This is a genomic window from Aliisedimentitalea scapharcae (assembly GCF_045277565.1).
Classification (GTDB): Bacteria; Pseudomonadota; Alphaproteobacteria; order Rhodobacterales; family Rhodobacteraceae; genus Aliisedimentitalea; species Aliisedimentitalea scapharcae.
In genome coordinates, this window is sequence record NZ_CP123584.1 from 2289169 (window position 1) to 2306431 (window position 17263).

Below are 17263 nucleotides of genomic sequence, written 5' to 3' on the forward strand. Positions count from 1 at the left end.
ACCATGGTCCACAGGTGAAGTCAGGGACTTAAGTAATGTGTCGGCGGGAAATCTCGTATGAAACTTGCGGGTCAAATGGCCCATAAACAACAAAAAAGGGAACCCGATTGGTTCCCTTTTCTGGAATTTTTTTCTCCCCGTCGGACTGGCCGACTTAGTTATTGGGGGGACGTTACGAAAGGCTAGGCTAACGGTCAACAGGTTTGATGAAAAAAAACCTGTCGGTCAGGCTTTGCTTAGTGCGCAACCGTATAAACAAAGATCGCTGCCAACAATTGGGCAACCTGCAAAAAGCGCACCGCTTTTTGCCCAAAAAATGACCGTGCCCAGAGGCACGGCCCAGTCTGACAGGGAGGAAGTGTCCGAAGGAACAGAAGATCTGCCCCGCGAACAATAATGACTATCGCAGGCAAAGGTTAACTTTGTATGGTCAGGGCGGGACGTTGAATTCAGAGGGAAAACGGTAGCAATGGACGGCAAGATCTTTATCGGCGGCGGCGATGTTGAATACCGTGAAAAACAGGGTTTGACGTTGAAATATGCGAATCGGCATGGGTTGATTGCAGGTGCCACCGGCACGGGCAAGACCGTAACCTTGCAGATCCTGGCCGAAGGGTTTTCCAACGCGGGCGTGCCGGTGATCCTGTCAGACGTCAAAGGCGATCTGTCAGGACTGGCGCTGGCGGGCTCGGTCGATCACAAGTTGCATCAACCCTTTATGGACCGCGCTGCAACGATCGGGTTTGATGATTTCGGGTATCATGCGTGCCCTGTGACATTCTGGGATCTGTTTGGTGATCAGGGGCATCCGGTGCGCACCACTGTCGCCGAAATGGGTCCGCTGTTGCTGGCGCGTCTCCTGGAGCTGACAGAGGCGCAGGAAGGCATTCTGAATATCGCCTTTCGCCTTGCCGATGAACAGGGACTGGCGCTTTTGGATCTCAAGGATCTACAGGCTCTGCTGGTTTGGATCGGTGAAAATCGCGCAGAGCTGAACCTGCGCTATGGCAATGTGTCGATTGCGTCGATCGGGGCGATCCAGCGTCGGTTGCTGGTGCTGGAAAACCAGGGCGGTGCCCAGTTCTTTGGTGAACCGGCTCTGGAACTGGCGGACCTGATGCGCACCGACGATCACGGCAAAGGCATGGTCAATATTCTGGCCGCTGACAAACTGATGTCATCACCGGGGCTGTATGCGACCTTCCTGTTGTGGTTGCTCAGCGAATTGTTCGAAGAGCTGCCCGAAGTTGGCGATCCGGACAAGCCCAAGCTGGTGTTTTTCTTTGACGAGGCGCATCTGCTGTTTGACGATGCGCCCAAGGCGTTGATTGACAAGGTTGAACAGGTGGCGCGTCTGATCCGGTCCAAGGGCGTCGGGATCTATTTTATCACCCAGAACCCGGCGGACGTGCCCGAAGACATTCTGGGGCAACTCGGCAATCGGATCCAACATGCGCTGCGTGCGTTTACCGCCAAGGATCGCAAGAACCTGAAGCTGGCGGCCGAGACCTATCGTGAGAACCCGAGGTTCGAAACCGAGGACGCCATCCGCGAGGTGGGTGTCGGCGAGGCGGTGACCTCGATGCTGCAAAAGAAGGGCGTACCCGGAATTGTCGAACGAACCCTGATCCGTCCGCCATCCTCGCATCTGGGGCCGATCACCATTGCGGAACGCAAACGGATGATGGCTGTGTCGGACATGGCTGGCAAATACGACACCCCCAGGGATCGCACCTCGGCCTATGAAATCCTGGCCAAACGGGCACAACAGGCCGCGACCGAGGCCGAACAGATCCAGGAGGCAGCAGAGGAGCAACCGCCCTTGCAGCGCGAATACACCGCGGCGCGGCGCTACACGGGTGCCAGAGTCAGCCGGTCGTCTGCACGTGTGGCAACGTCCCGGCGCAGCAGCGATACCTTTGGGTCCGCGATGAAACATGCGGTGATCAAGGAGCTCAAGGGCACCACAGGTCGCCGCCTCGTGCGTGGTATTCTGGGGTCCCTGTTCAAAGGTCGCTGACGCGGCGAACAAAAAAGCGCGGCCCCGAACCTGGGACCGCGCTTCTTTCTGGTGATCAATACCTCCGCCGGAGGCATCGCGGCATTGGCGCGATTATTTCTCGGGAATCAATCCACGCGGTGCAAACCGAAGAACCAGCAGCAACACAATCCCCATGGTGAAAAGACGCATATGGGCTGCGCTGTCGATCAGATGCTCCTTCAGCGCATTGCCTTCCGACATGCCCGAGGTGATCACCTGCATCAGGAACAGGCCGATGGGTTCCACCTGGACCCACAGGAACCAGATCAGCATGCCGCCCAGAACCGCGCCCATGTTATTGCCAGATCCGCCGACAATGACCATCACCCAGATCAGAAAGGTATAGCGCAGCGGCTGATAGGTACCCGGTGTCAGCTGACCATCCAACGTGGTCATCATCGCACCGGCCAGGCCACAAACCGCAGACCCAAGAACAAAGATCTGCAAATGGCGACGCGTCACATCCTTGCCCATGGCTTCGGCTGCGACTTCGTTGTCCCGGATTGCCCGCATCATCCGGCCCCAGGGGCTTTTCAGCGCCATCTGTGCCATCCACAACAGCACCAACAACACCACGGCAAACAGCACTGAATATCCCAGTTTCACATAAAGCGTCGATGCCGTCACCGGATCCAGACCCAGCGAGACAGCGTTTTCAACAAAACCGGGATCATTTTGCAGGTCGATTTCATAGGGAACGGGGCGGGGCAGGCCAATCACGTTTTTCACACCGCGCGCCAGCCAATCCTCGTTCTTGAGCACGGCAATGATGATCTCGGCAATGCCCAGTGTCGCGATCGCCAGATAATCCGAGCGCAGCCCCAATGCCGTCTTACCGATCAGCCAGGCGGCACCCGCCGCCAGCAGACCGCCCACAGGCCAAGCCAGCAGGATCGGCAGGTTGATGCCACCGATATTGCCGGCGGCCGCGGGGTTGATGGCCTCGATCGCGGCAACACCGGGATCGAACACGCCACGATACAGAAAAAACCCACCAACCAAGATGGCCAAGGTGATCATGTTTCGGTTGCGTCCTTTGGGCAATCTCGCGTTGACCAGGACAGCTGCGGTGACGGTTGCAGCCCCCAACACCAATGCCAATACCACACGATAGCCACCTGCGCTCCAGGCTCCGGGGGTTGGTGGCGTTGCCACCAGAACGGCCGCCAGCCCACCCAAGGCAACAAAGCCCATGATGCCGACGTTGAACAATCCGGCAAAGCCCCATTGCAGGTTCACCCCAATCGCCATGATGGCCGAAATCAGCCCCATGTTCAGGATGAGCAGCGCGGTGTTCCAGCTTTGCATGAAACCTGTCAAAAGGATCAGACATCCCACCAGGGCAAAAAGAAACGTATTTTTCATGGGTTCGCTCATACCGATTTCCCCTTGAACAGTCCGGTGGGACGGAACAGCAGCACGATCAACAGGATCACAAAGCTGACTGCAAATTTATAATCGGTGCTCAGCAACTGGACCAATCCATTTGGCTCCAGGCTCTCTGGCATCATGTATTTCAACACCTTTTTCCAGGCATAGGTGATCGTCACTTCGGAGAAGGCGATGACAAACCCACCTGCAATCGCGCCCAGCGGGTTGCCCAGCCCCCCAACGATGGCCGAGGCAAAGATCGGCAGCAGCAGTTGGAAATAGACAAACGGTTTGAAGGATTTATCCAGCCCGTACAGCACGCCTGCCACCGTCGCCAATGCGGCCACGATCATCCAAGTGTACATCACCACGCGCTCCGGGTTGATCCCCGACAGCAGTGCCAGATCCTCATTGTCCGAATAGGCGCGCATGGATTTTCCGGTGCGGGTGCGGTTCAGGAACCAGAACAGCAACGCTACGGCAATGATCGCCACAACAACAGTGATGCCTTGGGTGGTCTTGATCGCCAGCCCTTCGCGCAGACCAGTCAGTTGCTTGAATTCACGGGCGGAAATGATGAACCGTTCGCCATCGGAAAACTTTTGATCATTGGGTCCGATAATGAAACGCACGACACCGTTCATGATGAACATGACACCCATCGACACAATCACCAGGATCACCGGTTTTGCCTTTTGTTCCCGATAGAACTTGTACACCACACGGTCAGTGAACAACACCAGCAGCATACAGCCCAATATGGCCGCCGGCAGCGCCAGCAATGCGGTGGGCAACGGCCCCAGGCTGACACCCAGAGATTGCAGCCACCAGGTGACCAGCACCGCCGTCATCGACCCGAATGCCATGGTGTCACCATGGGCAAAGTTCGAAAACCTCAGGATGCCATAGATCAGAGTGACCCCCAGCGCGCCCAGAGCCAATTGGCTGCCATAGGCGATCGCGGGGACCAGAACAAAGTTGGATAGCGCCACAATGGCGTTGAGAAAATCCATGCCTCAGCCCCCCAGGAATGATTTGCGCACTTCGGGATCAGCCAACAGCTCTTTCCCGGTGCCGGTATAGGCATTGCGCCCCTGAACAAGAACATATCCCTTGTCCGCGATCTCAAGCGCCTGGCGGGCGTTTTGTTCCACCATCAAGATCGGGATGCCGGTGCGGCTGACCTCGATAATACGGTCGAACAATTCGTCCATGACGATAGGGGACACACCCGCAGTGGGTTCGTCCAGCATCAGGACCTTGGGCTGGGTCATCAATGCGCGACCCACGGCCACCTGTTGACGTTGCCCACCGGACAACTCCCCCGCCGCCTGATACCTCTTTTCCTTGAGGATCGGGAACAGATGGTACACCTGCTCCATCGTCTGAGAAAAATCGTCGGTGCGGATGAACGCACCCATTTCCAGGTTCTCTTCGACAGTCATCGTGGTGAAAATGTTCGAGGTCTGGGGCACGAACCCCATGCCTTTGACCACACGGTCCTGCGGTGACAGTTTGGTGATATCCTCGCCGTCCAGCCGAACCGAGCCCGAGCGCACCTCCAGCATCCCGAACACGGCCTTCATCGCAGTGGATTTGCCAGCACCATTGGGCCCGACAATCACGGCGATTTCACCGGGATTCACTGCAATCGTGCAGTCATGCAAAATATCCGGCCCTTTGCCGTAGCCGCCGGTCATCGTGTCGCCGATCAGAAAAGGTTCCGACATCATGCGCCCTCCAACTGATCTTTGTTTTTCAATCCGGTGCCCAAATAGGCCTCGATCACCTGCTCGTTGGCCTTGATCTCCTCCAATGTGCCTTCGGCGAGCACCTTGCCCTCGGCCATGCAGATGACGGGGTCGCACAGGCGACCAATGAAATCCATGTCGTGTTCGATCACAACAAAGGTGTACCCGCGTTCCTGGTTCAACCGGATGATTGCGTCACCGATGGTGTTCAACAGGGTGCGGTTCACCCCGGCGCCCACTTCGTCCAGAAACACGATCTTGGCATCGACCATCATGGTGCGGCCCAGTTCCAACAGCTTCTTCTGACCACCGGACACCTGGCCGGCCTTGTGGTCCGACAGGTGTTCAATGGTCAGGAACTCCAGAACCTCGTCAGCCTTGGCGCGCAGGGCGCGTTCTTCGTCCGCGATCCGCTTGCGCCCGAACCAGGTGTTCCACAGGGTTTCACCAGATTGGGCACCGGGAACCATCATCAGGTTCTCGCGGCAGCTCATCGAGCCGAATTCATGCGCGATCTGGAACGTTCGCAGCAATCCTTTGTGGAACAGTTCGTGCGGCGGCAGGCCCGTGATGTCTTCGCCATCCATGGTCACGCGACCCGAAGTTGGCGGAAGAACGCCTGCTATCACGTTGAAAAGTGTGGTTTTTCCGGCACCGTTCGGGCCTATCAACCCGGTTATGGAGCCCTTGGTGATTTCCAGCGATGCGCCATCGACTGCGTGAAATCCACCGAAATGCTTGTGTACGTCTTCGACGACGATCATTTCGTACAATCCCCCAACCGCTATTTTGCGGTCTTATTTATTGAAACAGCCCGGAACTTGCGTCCGGGCTGTCTGGTTCATGATCCTGCTGACAGGATCAGCGGTATTTGACGGTGGTGATCTTGCCGCCCTTCATTTCGTACTGGCGATAGTTGCCAGCGCTTTCGCCGGGTCCGATCAGTTCCACAGCCGTGCCGCCGACATAGTCGATGTCGCCGCCATCCTTGAGGATCTGCAGGGCCTTGGCCAGTTCACCGGGATAGATTTTTTCGCCCGGCGCGTTGGCGACGTCCATGACCTTGCCTTTGTAGTCGGCTGGATCCTTGGAGTTGGCGGCCTGCATGGCCAGCATCACCAGCGCTGCGGCGTCATAGGATTCCGCAACAAAGGACGATGTGCCGTCAAAGCCATTGGCGTCGCCCATCTCGCGGATGGTGCCGGCACCGGGGCTGTCAGTACCGGGAACCTGTCCGGTAGAGCCGTCGATTTCATCGCCAAAGTTCTCTTCGAGCAGCGCGCCATACATGCCGTCAGGGAAGTGGAACGTGTCAAAGGCACCCGAATCCAGCGAAGCACGAACGATGCCCGATCCACCCTGATCCAGATAACCGGCCACAACCAGGCGGTCGCCACCAGCAGCGGCCAGCGCGCCAACTTCGGCCGAATAGTCGGCCTTGCCGTCTTCATGTGCAGCGGTAATCGTGACAGTGCCACCCGCGGCCTTGAAGGCTTCTTCGAAGCTGGTGGCCAGGCCTTTTCCGTAGTCGTTGTTGGTGAATGTCAGCGCAACTTCCTTGATGCCCATTTCCATCAGGACTTCGGTCATCACGGCACCCTGACGCGCGTCAGATGGAGCGGTGCGGAAGAAAAGTCCGTTGTCTTCGGCAGTGGACAGTGCGGGGGATGTGGCCGACGGCGAGATCATGACCATGCCGTTGGGCACGGCGACATTTGCCAGAATGGCACCGGTCACACCGGAACAATCCGCGCCGACAATGCCGTCGATCTTGTCCGACGTGATCAGACGCTCGGCAGCAGCGGTTGCGGCGGCGGCATCAACACAGGTCGAATCTGCCCGGATCGGGGTGACTGTGGCGGCGTCCAGCAACAGGCCGCTGTCGGTCACTTCCTTCATCGCCAGTTCGGCGGCCGCAGCCATCGGCGGGGTCAGTGATTCAATGGGGCCGGTAAAGCCAAAAATGATACCCAGTTTGACTTCTTTGGCGTGGCCACCGGCAAATGCGGTACCCGCGGTCAATGCAACGGCCGCAGTGGCCATCAGCAGTTTTTTCATAAGAATACTCCCAGTTTGTTGGAACATTGAATGCTCATATTTGACCCTAGGCAAGCTGTTGCAAAAAGAAAAGTCTTATCCGCAACGCGGTTTCGCGGGGTTAACATGCCCCCCCTTTTGCCAGGGCGCGGCGGGCTGTTACACTGATTTGAAAAAAAGGAAAAGTTGAAATGTATCGCGTCTTGAGGGGTTTTTTGATTTGCTTGGTGATTGCCGGGGGGGCGATGCCATCCCGACCTGTTGCCCAAACCAGCGTGCTGCCCAGCAGCCAAGGGGGGCTTGCAATTGAGGCCATGCTGACCGGGTTGGATACTCCCTGGGCCATCGGGTTCCTGCCTGCCGGTGGATACCTGGTCACCGAACGGGACGGAAATCTTCTGTTGGTTCGGGAGGGAAAATCAAATGTACTCAAAGGGGTGCCAAGGGTAAAAGCCCAAGGGCAGGGCGGTCTTCTGGATGTTCTGGTGCCCCGCGATTTCGCCTCTAGCGGACAGATATTCCTGACCTTTTCAAAACATCAAAAGGGCGGTGCCGGGACGGCAGTTGTCGTGGGGCATCTGGATACCGCCAGGGCACGGTTGACCCAAACCCGTATCATATTCGAGGCCGCGCCCAGTTCCGGCACTGGTCGACACTTTGGCAGCCGGATTGCCGAGGCCCCGGACGGAACCCTGTTTGTGACGATCGGAGATCGGGGCCAGCCACCCAGCGCTCAGGATCTGTCGCGACAGCAAGGGTCCATCATCCGCATCAACCGTGACGGTTCGATTCCTGACAGCAACCCCTTTGTGAACACCGCCGCTGCGCGGCCCGAAATCTGGTCGTATGGGCACAGAAATCCGCAGGGGATGGCCTTGTCCAGCGATGGGTCCCTTTGGGCTGTGGAACATGGTGCCCGGGGCGGGGATGAAGTGAACCGGATCCACAAAGGCGCAAATTACGGCTGGCCCGTTATCGCCTATGGGCGCCATTATTCCGGCGGCAAAATCGGAGAAGGCACGCATAAGACGGGAATGCAACAACCTGATTTTTATTGGGATCCTTCGATCGCGCCATCCGGGATGATGATCTATTCGGGGAGGTTGTGGCCACAGTGGCGTGGTCACATGTTTGTCGGCAGCCTGAAATTCGACTATATCGCGCGATTGGCCGGGAGCCGGTTGCGTGAGCGTGAACAATTGGTGTCCCGCGAAACCGAACGGGTGCGCGACATCCGCGAAGCTCCGGACGGGTCGATCTGGTTCATCTCTGTTGGCAATGGCGCGATTTACAGGATCGCTCCCGGCCCCTAGTGTACAGGTATTCTAGGTAGGGGGGGCACGATGATGCGTTATGTTTTCGCGTTGGTTGTGATGGTGTTGTCCGGTCCGGCACTGGCCGAAAACGGGTCTTTTGCCAGTTATCAGGACTTGCGCCATCAGCTGGACCCGCTGGTCAAATCCCGCCAGATGGCCGCGGTTCTGACGTTGTTTGGCGGGTCGGACGAGATGACCCCCGAAGAGTTGAAGCGTCTGGATGAGCAGGTTCTCTCGCTTTACAAACAGGACTTTACGCAGGTTCAGCTGATCAATCGGGTTGATCTGGCGAATGGCTGGCGGCAGGAAATGCTCGGCTATTGGGTGGGGTACCAGTACATCTATGTGTACATGCTGTTGCAGCAATTGCCGGATGAACTGCGCGCGGTTCAGTTCAAATTCAACAGCGATTTCGAGAGAATTTTTAGTAATTTCTGATGGTTGCGGTTCGCAGCTCTCTCAGATTGAGAGCCGCGTCGCATGTGAGCCACGTTCCCGATAGGGGGTGGTGTCGTAATGCGCACGATAGCATTTGGAAAAATGCGATGGCGACGCAAACCCACAGGCCAGCGCCACATTGATCACGCTCATGTCGGTTTGCATCAACAGGTTGCGCGCCTTTTGCAAACGCAATTCCATATAGTACCGTTTCGGGCTGCGGTTCAGATAGCGGCGGAACAGACGTTCCAGCTGCCGGGTCGACATGCCAACGTCCTTGGCCAGAATTGAAGGGCTGATCGGTTCTTCGATATTGTTTTCCATCATCTGGATGACCAGAGACAATTTTGGATGCCGCACCCCGATACGGGTGGGGACAGACAGACGCTGAGTGTCCTGATCCGTCCGGATCGAAGAATAGATCAACTGATCGGCAACCGCATTGGCCAGATCTTCGCCATGATCATTGGCCAACAGTTTCAACATCATGTCGATTGATGATGTTCCCCCGGCAGTGGTCATTCGGTTGCCGTCGATGACAAAGACCCCTTTGGTCAACTCGACATCGTCGAATTCCTCGGCAAAGCTGTCTGCGTTTTCCCAATGGATCGTCGCGCGTTTGCCGTCCAGCAATCCGGCCTTGGCCAAGGTAAAGGCGGCCGTGCACAGGCCCCCGATCAACACGCCTTTGCGGGCTTCGCGGCGGATCCAGCCCAAAATCTTCTTGGTTGTGGCCTTCTGGACCTGAATGCCGCCACAGATGATCAATGTGTCATCGCGTTGCAGATCGCCCAGATCGCCATCCAGATTGAACGATGCGCCGGCAGAACAGGTCACCGATTCACCGCCTTCGCCAATCAGGGTCCAATTGTACAGGGTTTTGCCAGACATCCGATTGGCAATGCGCAAACATTCCACGGCCGACGCGAACGACAGCATGGTAAAATTCTCCATCAGCACAAAAACAAACCGCTTGACGCGATCTGTTTCGCCGCTGACTTCCACTGGCAGAAACTGTTCTTTCATGACGCAGGGATCCTTCATTTGCGACACGTGCCGTCGCCTATTGGACGCGCGACAGAATTGCACCATGTTCAGAGGTTCAACGCAACGTCAAGTGCGGACATTTCTTAACTGGTCAGTCTGACCTGTCTTTTGTATAGAGACCACTCTAACCCCAAGTCTTCAAAGACCCTATCGGAGATTAAAGCAATGACTGAGTGGCAAAAATCGAACTGGCGCGCGAAACCGCGGGTTCAAATGCCAGATTATACCGACGCAGACGCCCTCGCGGCTGTTGAAGGTCAGCTGTCTCAGTATCCCCCGTTGGTCTTTGCCGGCGAAGCGCGGAGCCTGAAACAACAGTTGGGCGCAGCCGGGCGTGGCGAAGCGTTCTTGTTGCAGGGCGGAGACTGTGCCGAAAGCTTTGATCAGTTCAGCGCAGATGCAATCCGGGATACCTTCCAGGTGATGCTTCAGATGGCCATGGTGCTGACCTATGGTGCCAAGGTTCCGGTCGTCAAAGTCGGCCGGATGGCAGGCCAGTTTGCCAAACCGCGCAGTGCCCCGACCGAAGTGATTGATGGGGTGGAATTGCCCAGCTACCGGGGGGATATCATCAACGAACTGGCCTTCACTCCCGAAGCGCGGATCCCGGATCCCAAAAAGATGCTGCACGCCTATACTCAGGCCGCCGCAACCCTGAACCTGTTGCGCGCCTTTTCCACAGGCGGCTTCGCGGACATGAGCCGCGTGCACTCCTGGACATTGGGATTCACCAATGCTCAGGACGAACAGAAATACTCGGAAGTGGCCGACCGCATTCAGGACACGATTGATTTCATGTCGGCGGCAGGTATCACTGCCGATACCACGCATGAATTCTCGACGGTGAAATTCTACACCAGCCACGAAAGCCTGTTGTTGGAGTACGAAGAGGCGTTGACCCGTCTTGATTCGACCTCCGGAAACTGGCTGGCCGGGTCCGGTCATATGATCTGGATCGGTGATCGCACGCGTCAGCCCGATGGAGCCCATGTGGAATTCTGCAGCGGCGTTCTGAACCCGATTGGTTTGAAATGCGGCCCGACGACCACGGCTGATGACCTCAAGGTTCTGATGAATAAACTGAACCCCGGGAACGAAGAAGGGCGTCTGACCCTGATCGCACGTTTTGGCGCGGGCAAGGTGGCAGAGCATCTGCCCCGTCTGATCCAGGCGGTGCGCGAAGAAGGCGCCAAGGTGACCTGGGTTTGTGATCCGATGCACGGCAACACCATCAAATCTTCCAGCGGGTATAAAACCCGACCCTTTGACAGTGTGCTGCGCGAAGTGCGCGACTTCTTTGCCGTGCACAAGGCCGAAGGCACCATTCCGGGGGGCGTGCATTTCGAGATGACCGGTCAGGACGTGACCGAATGCACCGGCGGCGTGCGTGCAGTTACCGACGAGGACCTGTCGGATCGCTACCATACTGCGTGCGACCCGCGTTTGAATGCATCGCAATCGCTGGAACTGGCCTTTTTGGTCGCCGAGGAATTGTCGGATCTGCGCGCAGCCCGCAAGGAACGTCAGGCCGGTTGATCAAAACCGAATGTCCGCACAATAAAAGAGCGCTCCGGGTAAACCTGGGGCGCTTTTCCTTTTGCGGGAGTGTCATTGGTGCGAGCGTATTCGCCTTTGGCGAGCTTTGGAGCGTCGGGTGAAACGCGCGCGTATCCCGGAGGTCATTCGGAGGCGGACCTTCTGGACTGCGTGTCAGAACCCGGCAAACCGCCACTTCTGTCGGGCATGTCCTGTCAAAAACCGAACAATGAAATCAGTCGCGGGAAACCACCAGACGCAAATGTGATCCACGGGGATCATATTCGGACTGATCTTCGGCAAATTCTGTCACCGATTGGTCAGACATCCGGGCGTCTTGCTGACCTTCAGGGGTGTGCCCCAAACCGTGGACATGGCGGATTTCTGTATGATCGACATTGAACCTGCATTGTCCGGAACCGGGTTTGCCCTGGGTCACCAGAACCCCCAACGCGCGGGTGACGTCCCCCAGATCGCTGCGCAGCGGCAGCATCAGCAGATGCCCCACGACAGGGCTGCGGCCTAACCGGGGTTCGCTGATCAGGTTCAATTGGACAACAGCAGGCGCATCGAACATTTTTTCGGTCGCGGCACTGACGGCCTTGCGCCCTTCGACTCCAAAGAAGCTGGTCAATGGCATCCCGCGGACTTCCATCCCGGCCAATTCGGTCAGATGATGTCCAGCAAGACGGAACCGGGCTATCCCGGGGGCGATCCGTTCCAGAATAAAGGCATATTCCAAAAGGTTTTCGATCCCACGCGGGTCAATTTGCGAGCGTCGCGGAATATTACCGTCACCCCGCAACGCGGTCCAATAGGCCTCGGCCTGACGCACCGGGGACAAGCTCTGGCTATTCCGGAACCGGTCCATGGCGACTACCTTCCCTTTTTCCGACACCAAGCCAGAGCGAAATCGCGAACCAAACAACATGACAGTCTTCCTTTACACGCCCCACCTTTTGTTGAAGTCCGCCCGATGTGCGTTGACCCGCCATTTAGGACTAGCTTCATAAAGGTTACCCAACTGTTAATGTGTCACGAGTTGTCTCAACTTTGTACCAATTCCTTAACAGTTGGTTAACATGGGATCGGGTGGCAGTTCCTTGCCTAGGGGTTGCCCTGAGTGGCCCGATGGCATTAGGTGCGCGCAACCCCGTTAACATGCGACAGGAGACCTGAAACATGGCTGACCCGCAGCTTTTGAAGTCGATGACCGGTTTTGCATCGGGCAAGGGTGATCTCGCCCCGTTTGCCTGGAGCTGGGAGCTGCGCAGTGTCAATGCCAAAGGATTGGATGTTCGTTTGCGCGTCCCCGATTGGTTGGACGGATTGGAGACGGCTTTGCGTGCCGAGCTGTCAAAATCGGTAACCCGGGGCAATATCACGCTGTCCCTGCGGTTGGTACGGACCGACGATAATGGCGGTCAGATGTCGGTGAACCGGGCGACATTGGACGGGGTGTTGGCAGCATTGGCAAGCGTCGAGGCGCGTGCGGCGCAAACCGGCGTGACATTGGCACCGTCCCGGGGAACGGATCTTTTGGCCTTGCGGGGGGTGATGGAAATCGCTGCTGCCGATTTGGATCACACACCGTTGGTTGCCCGTCTCAAGCAAGACTTTGGCGCGCTGGTTGCGGCGTTTGTACAGATGCGCGCCGATGAGGGGGCCGCATTGGAACAGGTGATGCAAACTCAGCTGCGCACGATTGAAACCCTGACGGAACAGGCGGGGCTTTTGGCTGAATCCCGTCGCACGCAGGCCGCCGAAACGCTGAAGACAAACCTGTCGCGTGTCCTGGACAACACGGACGGGGCCGACCCGGACCGGGTCGCCCAAGAGTTGGCGCTGATCGCGGTCAAAGCCGATGTCACTGAAGAACTGGACCGGTTGAGCGCCCATGTCGCGGCGGCCCGGACCCTGTTGGAAACCGGTGGACCGGTGGGCCGCAAGCTTGACTTCTTGATGCAGGAGTTCAACCGCGAGGCCAATACCCTGTGTTCCAAATCACAAAACAGCGGGCTGACAGCCGTGGGGCTGGAGCTGAAGGCAGTTATCGACCAGATGCGCGAACAGGTTCAGAACGTCGAATAAACCCGCAGTATCATTAGGAGAAATACAATGGCAGATCGACGCGGTCTTCTGATCATTCTCAGCTCGCCTTCGGGTGCGGGCAAATCCACCCTGGCACGCCGGCTGATGGCCTGGGACACAGGGCTCAAGTTTTCGGTCTCCGCCACGACCCGGCAACCCAGGCCGGGCGAGGAGCACGGGCGAGAGTATTTTTTCCTGTCAGAAGATGAATTCAAACAGCAGGTCGCCGAAGGCAATATGCTGGAACATGCCCATGTGTTTGGCAATTTCTACGGCTCGCCTGCGGGACCGGTCAAAGATACCATTGAATCCGGTCAGGATGTGCTGTTCGACGTTGATTGGCAGGGGGAAATTCAGATCCGCAATTCAGATCTGGGTAAACACGCTTTGTCGATTTTTATCCTGCCGCCGTCGATCACTGAATTGCGCCGCCGTCTGGAAACCCGCGCACAGGACAGCGATGACGTGATATCGAAACGGATGCTCAAAAGCTGGGATGAAATCAGCCATTGGGGCTATTACGATTATGTGCTGGTCAATGATGATCTGGACGAAACCGAAGAGCGCCTGAAAACCATTGTCCAGGCCGAACGTATGCGCCGGATTCAACAGCCCCGCCTGCAAGATCACGTTCGCACCCTTCAAACACAATTCGAGGAACAGTCATGACCATCTATGCCCTTGGAGCGCACAAACCACAGATCCATTCCGACACCTGGGTGGCACCGGACGTAAACCTGATCGGCAAAGTGGTTCTGGAGGAGGGGGCCAGTGTCTGGTTTGGTACCACGATCCGCGCGGATCATGAAGAGATCCGGGTCGGTGCCGGTTCCAACGTACAGGAAAACTGTGTCATGCATATCGACGCGGGTTTCCCGCTGACAATCGGCAAAAATTGCACCATCGGCCACAAGGTGATGCTGCACGGTTGTACCATTGGGGACAATACGTTGATCGGTATGGGGGCGACCATTTTGAACGGGGCAAAGATCGGCAAGAATTGCCTGATCGGCGCCGGGGCGCTGGTGACCGAAAACAAGGAAATCCCGGATAATTCCCTGGTAATGGGGGCACCGGGCAAGGTGGTACGTGAAATCACCGATGAACATGCCCGTCGTCTGACCATGAGCGCGTTGCATTATCAGGAAAACATGCGCCGGTTCCGGGATGAAATGACGCCGGTCCAGGACTAAGTGTGACGGGGTTTCCGTTTGGGATACCCTGGGCGCAATAACTGCCATATATCGGTTACAAACTTCTGACACGAGAGGGGGTACATGCCTGTTCACCGAAAGGGAGACCCGATGTCGGAACTGTTTTTTGCGCAATTGGTGGACGCGATTCCACTGCCGGCAGTGCTGGTCGGGCAAGAAGAACGGTTCCTGGGGGCAAATGCCGAAGCTCGGACCGTATTCGGAGCGTCGTTGGTCGGGCGTCATTTTGCCACTTTGCTGCGCCAACCTCCGGTGATCGAAGCAATCGAGACCTGTCTGGCCGATCGGACGCCACAAACCACCCGGCATCTGGGCAATGATGGGGCGCAGGACACCACCTTTGATGTGACCTGTCGCCATATTTCTGGCCCGCAGATCCCACAGGGCGGAGTGGTTTTGATCACATTTCGCGATGTCTCGGAACTGGAACAGGCCAGCCAGATGCGCCGAGATTTTGTCGCCAATGTCAGCCATGAATTGCGCACGCCACTGACCGCGTTGATGGGGTTTATCGAAACCCTGCGCGGACCAGCCCGCAATGACGCGGGTGCACGGGACCGGTTTCTTGAGATCATGGACGGCGAAGCCCAACGGATGAACCGCCTGGTGGGGGATCTGTTGTCGCTCAACCGGGTTGAAAGCGAAGAACGGGTGCGTCCGCGTGAAACCGTTGACCTGTGCCAGCAGTTGGAGTCGATCCTCACGGCGTTGCAGCCAGTAGCGGACAAAGTGGCAACCACATTGGTTCTGGACCCCCATGAGCAGACTGTCGAAGTTCTGGGGGATACGGACCAGTTGCGCCAGGTTTTCACCAACTTGATTGAAAACGCGATCAAATACGGCAAACCCAAAGGAACTGTGACCATTCGGCTGACATTGGTCGACCGGGATGTTTCGGTGCGCGCGGCCGCAGTTTACGTTCAGATCATGGATGACGGCCCCGGCATAGATCCGGTGCATTTGCCACGCCTGACCCAGCGGTTTTACCGGGCCGACAATCACCGATCGCGCGAGATGGGGGGCACCGGGTTGGGGTTGGCCATTGTCAAACACATCATCAATCGGCATCGCGGCAGATTGAGAGTGAACAGTGAATTGGGCAAGGGCAGCTGTTTTACGGTCGTTCTGCCGCGCTGATCCGCGACATCTGCAAATATCTGTCATAATCGGCTGTCACATTAGGTCGATTTCCGCGTCCCTGGCGCGTTGTTCCGGTAATGACTCGTTAATGAATTTGTCGACGGGATGACAAAATCACCCGGAAAAAGCGTCCCCGAACGAAAAATCCGATCTTTGTCATACAGCTGTTACATCGCTGTCACAAAAGCGCAATCAGACGCCCCTAGAGCTGACGCCAGGATCATCAAGGGGATGATCATTGCGACACGCACCCGAGGAGACCAAGATGTCTTTTGTGAAACTGACTGCATCCGCGCTGGCCATTGCGGCCATTTCAGCCACCGCCGCCGCCGCCCGCGACCAGATCCGGATCGTTGGTTCGTCCACCGTATTTCCGTTTTCGACAGCTGTAGCTGAACAATTCGGCCGCACCACCGATTTCAAAACTCCGGTTGTTGAATCAACTGGATCTGGCGGTGGCATGAAGCTGTTCTGCGCTGGCGTCGGCACCGAGCACCCGGACCTGACCAATGCCTCGCGCCGCATGAAGTCCAAGGAATTCAAGCTGTGCGCCGAAAACGGTGTGACTGAAATCACCGAAGTCAAAATCGGCTATGATGGCATCGTTGTTGCCAACGCCAAATCCGGCCAAGATTTTTCTGTGACCCGCGCCCAGCTGTGGACCGCCCTGGCCGCAGCCGGCCCGCTGCCCACCACCTGGGACGAAGTTGACCCTTCGCTGCCCGCGATCGACATCGAAGTTCTGGGCCCCCCGCCGTCGTCGGGTACCCGTGACGCATTCGAAGAACTGGTGATGCAGAAAGCCTGTAAATCGCTGGAAAAAGGCGATAAAAAATACTGTAAGGGTGACGGCAGCCACATTCGCGAAGACGGTGTCTACGTCGAAGCAGGCGAAAACGACAACCTGATTGTGTCCAAGCTGGAAGCCAACCCCAATGCACTGGGCGTCTTTGGGTTCTCTTTCCTGGACCAGAACGCCGATGCGATCAAAGGGTCGTATGTGGATGGTGTCGAGCCGACATTTGAGAACATCGCTTCGGGTGATTACCCAGTGTCGCGTTCGATGTACTTCTACATCAAGCAAGCCCATGTGGGCGTCGTTCCGGGCATCCAGGAATTCGCTGTTGAATTCATGTCGGATGGTGCCACCGGCGAAGAAGGGTACACCGTTGACAAAGGCCTGATCCCGCTGCCGACCGACGCGCATAAAGCCGTCCAGGCCGCAGTCGAAGGTCTGACCAAAATGACCGGTAACGAGTGGAACTGATCCGCTCGTAATCG

16 protein-coding genes are annotated in these 17263 nt (G+C 57.0%); 9 read left to right on the plus strand and 7 right to left on the minus strand.

Annotation, left to right across the window (positions count from 1 at the left end; translation table 11 throughout):
- Positions 1 to 469 precede the first annotated feature (469 nt).
- Entirely contained in the window at positions 470 to 2020 is a 1551-nt protein-coding gene (locus QEZ52_RS10835; RefSeq protein ID WP_406644360.1) for a helicase HerA-like domain-containing protein, read from the plus strand.
- 93 nt (positions 2021 to 2113) lie between these two features.
- Here QEZ52_RS10835 and QEZ52_RS10840 read toward each other — a convergent pair whose 3' ends face one another.
- The 5 genes from QEZ52_RS10840 to QEZ52_RS10860 all read right to left on the minus strand — a co-directional run bounded on the left by QEZ52_RS10840 (position 2114) and on the right by QEZ52_RS10860 (position 7221).
- Positions 2114 to 3418: a branched-chain amino acid ABC transporter permease gene (locus tag QEZ52_RS10840; protein WP_406644361.1), complete on the minus strand. Its 1305-nt coding sequence runs from the start codon at positions 3416 to 3418 to the stop codon at positions 2114 to 2116.
- Positions 3415 to 4425: a branched-chain amino acid ABC transporter permease gene (locus QEZ52_RS10845; protein WP_406644362.1), complete on the minus strand. Its 1011-nt coding sequence runs from the start codon at positions 4423 to 4425 to the stop codon at positions 3415 to 3417. The genes QEZ52_RS10840 and QEZ52_RS10845 overlap by 4 nt, the downstream gene beginning before the upstream one ends.
- A 3-nt stretch (positions 4426 to 4428) precedes the next feature.
- Entirely contained in the window at positions 4429 to 5142 is a 714-nt protein-coding gene (locus QEZ52_RS10850; protein ID WP_406650436.1) for an ABC transporter ATP-binding protein, read from the minus strand.
- A complete protein-coding gene (locus QEZ52_RS10855) occupies positions 5142 to 5927 on the minus strand; it encodes an ABC transporter ATP-binding protein (protein ID WP_406644363.1) in 786 nt (261 codons plus the stop codon). The genes QEZ52_RS10850 and QEZ52_RS10855 overlap by 1 nt, the downstream gene beginning before the upstream one ends.
- 97 nt (positions 5928 to 6024) lie before the next feature.
- Positions 6025 to 7221: an ABC transporter substrate-binding protein gene (locus QEZ52_RS10860; protein ID WP_406644364.1), complete on the minus strand. Its 1197-nt coding sequence runs from the start codon at positions 7219 to 7221 to the stop codon at positions 6025 to 6027.
- 224 nt (positions 7222 to 7445) lie between these two features.
- Here QEZ52_RS10860 and QEZ52_RS10865 point away from each other — a divergent pair, with 224 nt between their 5' ends.
- Together QEZ52_RS10865 and QEZ52_RS10870 are read left to right on the plus strand one after the other, a co-directional pair.
- Positions 7446 to 8513, plus strand: a complete 1068-nt coding sequence (locus tag QEZ52_RS10865; protein WP_406644365.1) for a PQQ-dependent sugar dehydrogenase — start codon at positions 7446 to 7448, stop codon at positions 8511 to 8513.
- Between the two features lie 30 nt (positions 8514 to 8543).
- Entirely contained in the window at positions 8544 to 8954 is a 411-nt protein-coding gene (locus QEZ52_RS10870; protein WP_406644366.1) for a hypothetical protein, read from the plus strand.
- Positions 8955 to 8975: 21 nt separating this feature from the next.
- Here QEZ52_RS10870 and QEZ52_RS10875 read toward each other — a convergent pair whose 3' ends face one another.
- Positions 8976 to 9980, minus strand: coding sequence for a GlxA family transcriptional regulator (locus QEZ52_RS10875; protein ID WP_406644367.1), 1005 nt, complete (start codon positions 9978 to 9980; stop codon positions 8976 to 8978).
- 186 nt (positions 9981 to 10166) lie between these two features.
- On the opposite strand from QEZ52_RS10875, the gene QEZ52_RS10880 reads away from it, so the two are divergent.
- Positions 10167 to 11537: a 3-deoxy-7-phosphoheptulonate synthase class II gene (locus QEZ52_RS10880; RefSeq protein ID WP_406644368.1), complete on the plus strand. Its 1371-nt coding sequence runs from the start codon at positions 10167 to 10169 to the stop codon at positions 11535 to 11537.
- Between the two features lie 235 nt (positions 11538 to 11772).
- Here QEZ52_RS10880 and QEZ52_RS10885 read toward each other — a convergent pair whose 3' ends face one another.
- On the minus strand, positions 11773 to 12468 hold the full coding sequence (locus QEZ52_RS10885; protein WP_406644369.1) for a PAS domain-containing protein: 696 nt from the start codon (positions 12466 to 12468) through the stop codon (positions 11773 to 11775).
- A 251-nt stretch (positions 12469 to 12719) separates the two neighbouring features.
- Here QEZ52_RS10885 and QEZ52_RS10890 point away from each other — a divergent pair, with 251 nt between their 5' ends.
- The 5 genes from QEZ52_RS10890 (at position 12720) to QEZ52_RS10910 (ending at position 17249) form a co-directional block, all read left to right on the plus strand.
- Complete coding sequence (locus QEZ52_RS10890; RefSeq protein ID WP_406644370.1) at positions 12720 to 13628, plus strand: YicC/YloC family endoribonuclease; 909 nt, start codon at positions 12720 to 12722, stop codon at positions 13626 to 13628.
- A gap of 27 nt (positions 13629 to 13655) precedes the next feature.
- Positions 13656 to 14297 (plus strand): guanylate kinase, encoded by a 642-nt coding sequence (gene gmk, locus QEZ52_RS10895; protein WP_406644371.1) that lies wholly within the window; start codon positions 13656 to 13658, stop codon positions 14295 to 14297.
- Positions 14294 to 14821, plus strand: coding sequence for a gamma carbonic anhydrase family protein (locus QEZ52_RS10900; RefSeq protein WP_406644372.1), 528 nt, complete (start codon positions 14294 to 14296; stop codon positions 14819 to 14821). The genes gmk and QEZ52_RS10900 overlap by 4 nt, the downstream gene beginning before the upstream one ends.
- A 111-nt stretch (positions 14822 to 14932) precedes the next feature.
- Positions 14933 to 15979: a sensor histidine kinase gene (locus QEZ52_RS10905; protein WP_406644373.1), complete on the plus strand. Its 1047-nt coding sequence runs from the start codon at positions 14933 to 14935 to the stop codon at positions 15977 to 15979.
- Between the two features lie 268 nt (positions 15980 to 16247).
- On the plus strand, positions 16248 to 17249 hold the full coding sequence (locus QEZ52_RS10910; RefSeq protein ID WP_406644374.1) for a substrate-binding domain-containing protein: 1002 nt from the start codon (positions 16248 to 16250) through the stop codon (positions 17247 to 17249).
- Positions 17250 to 17263 lie beyond the last annotated feature (14 nt).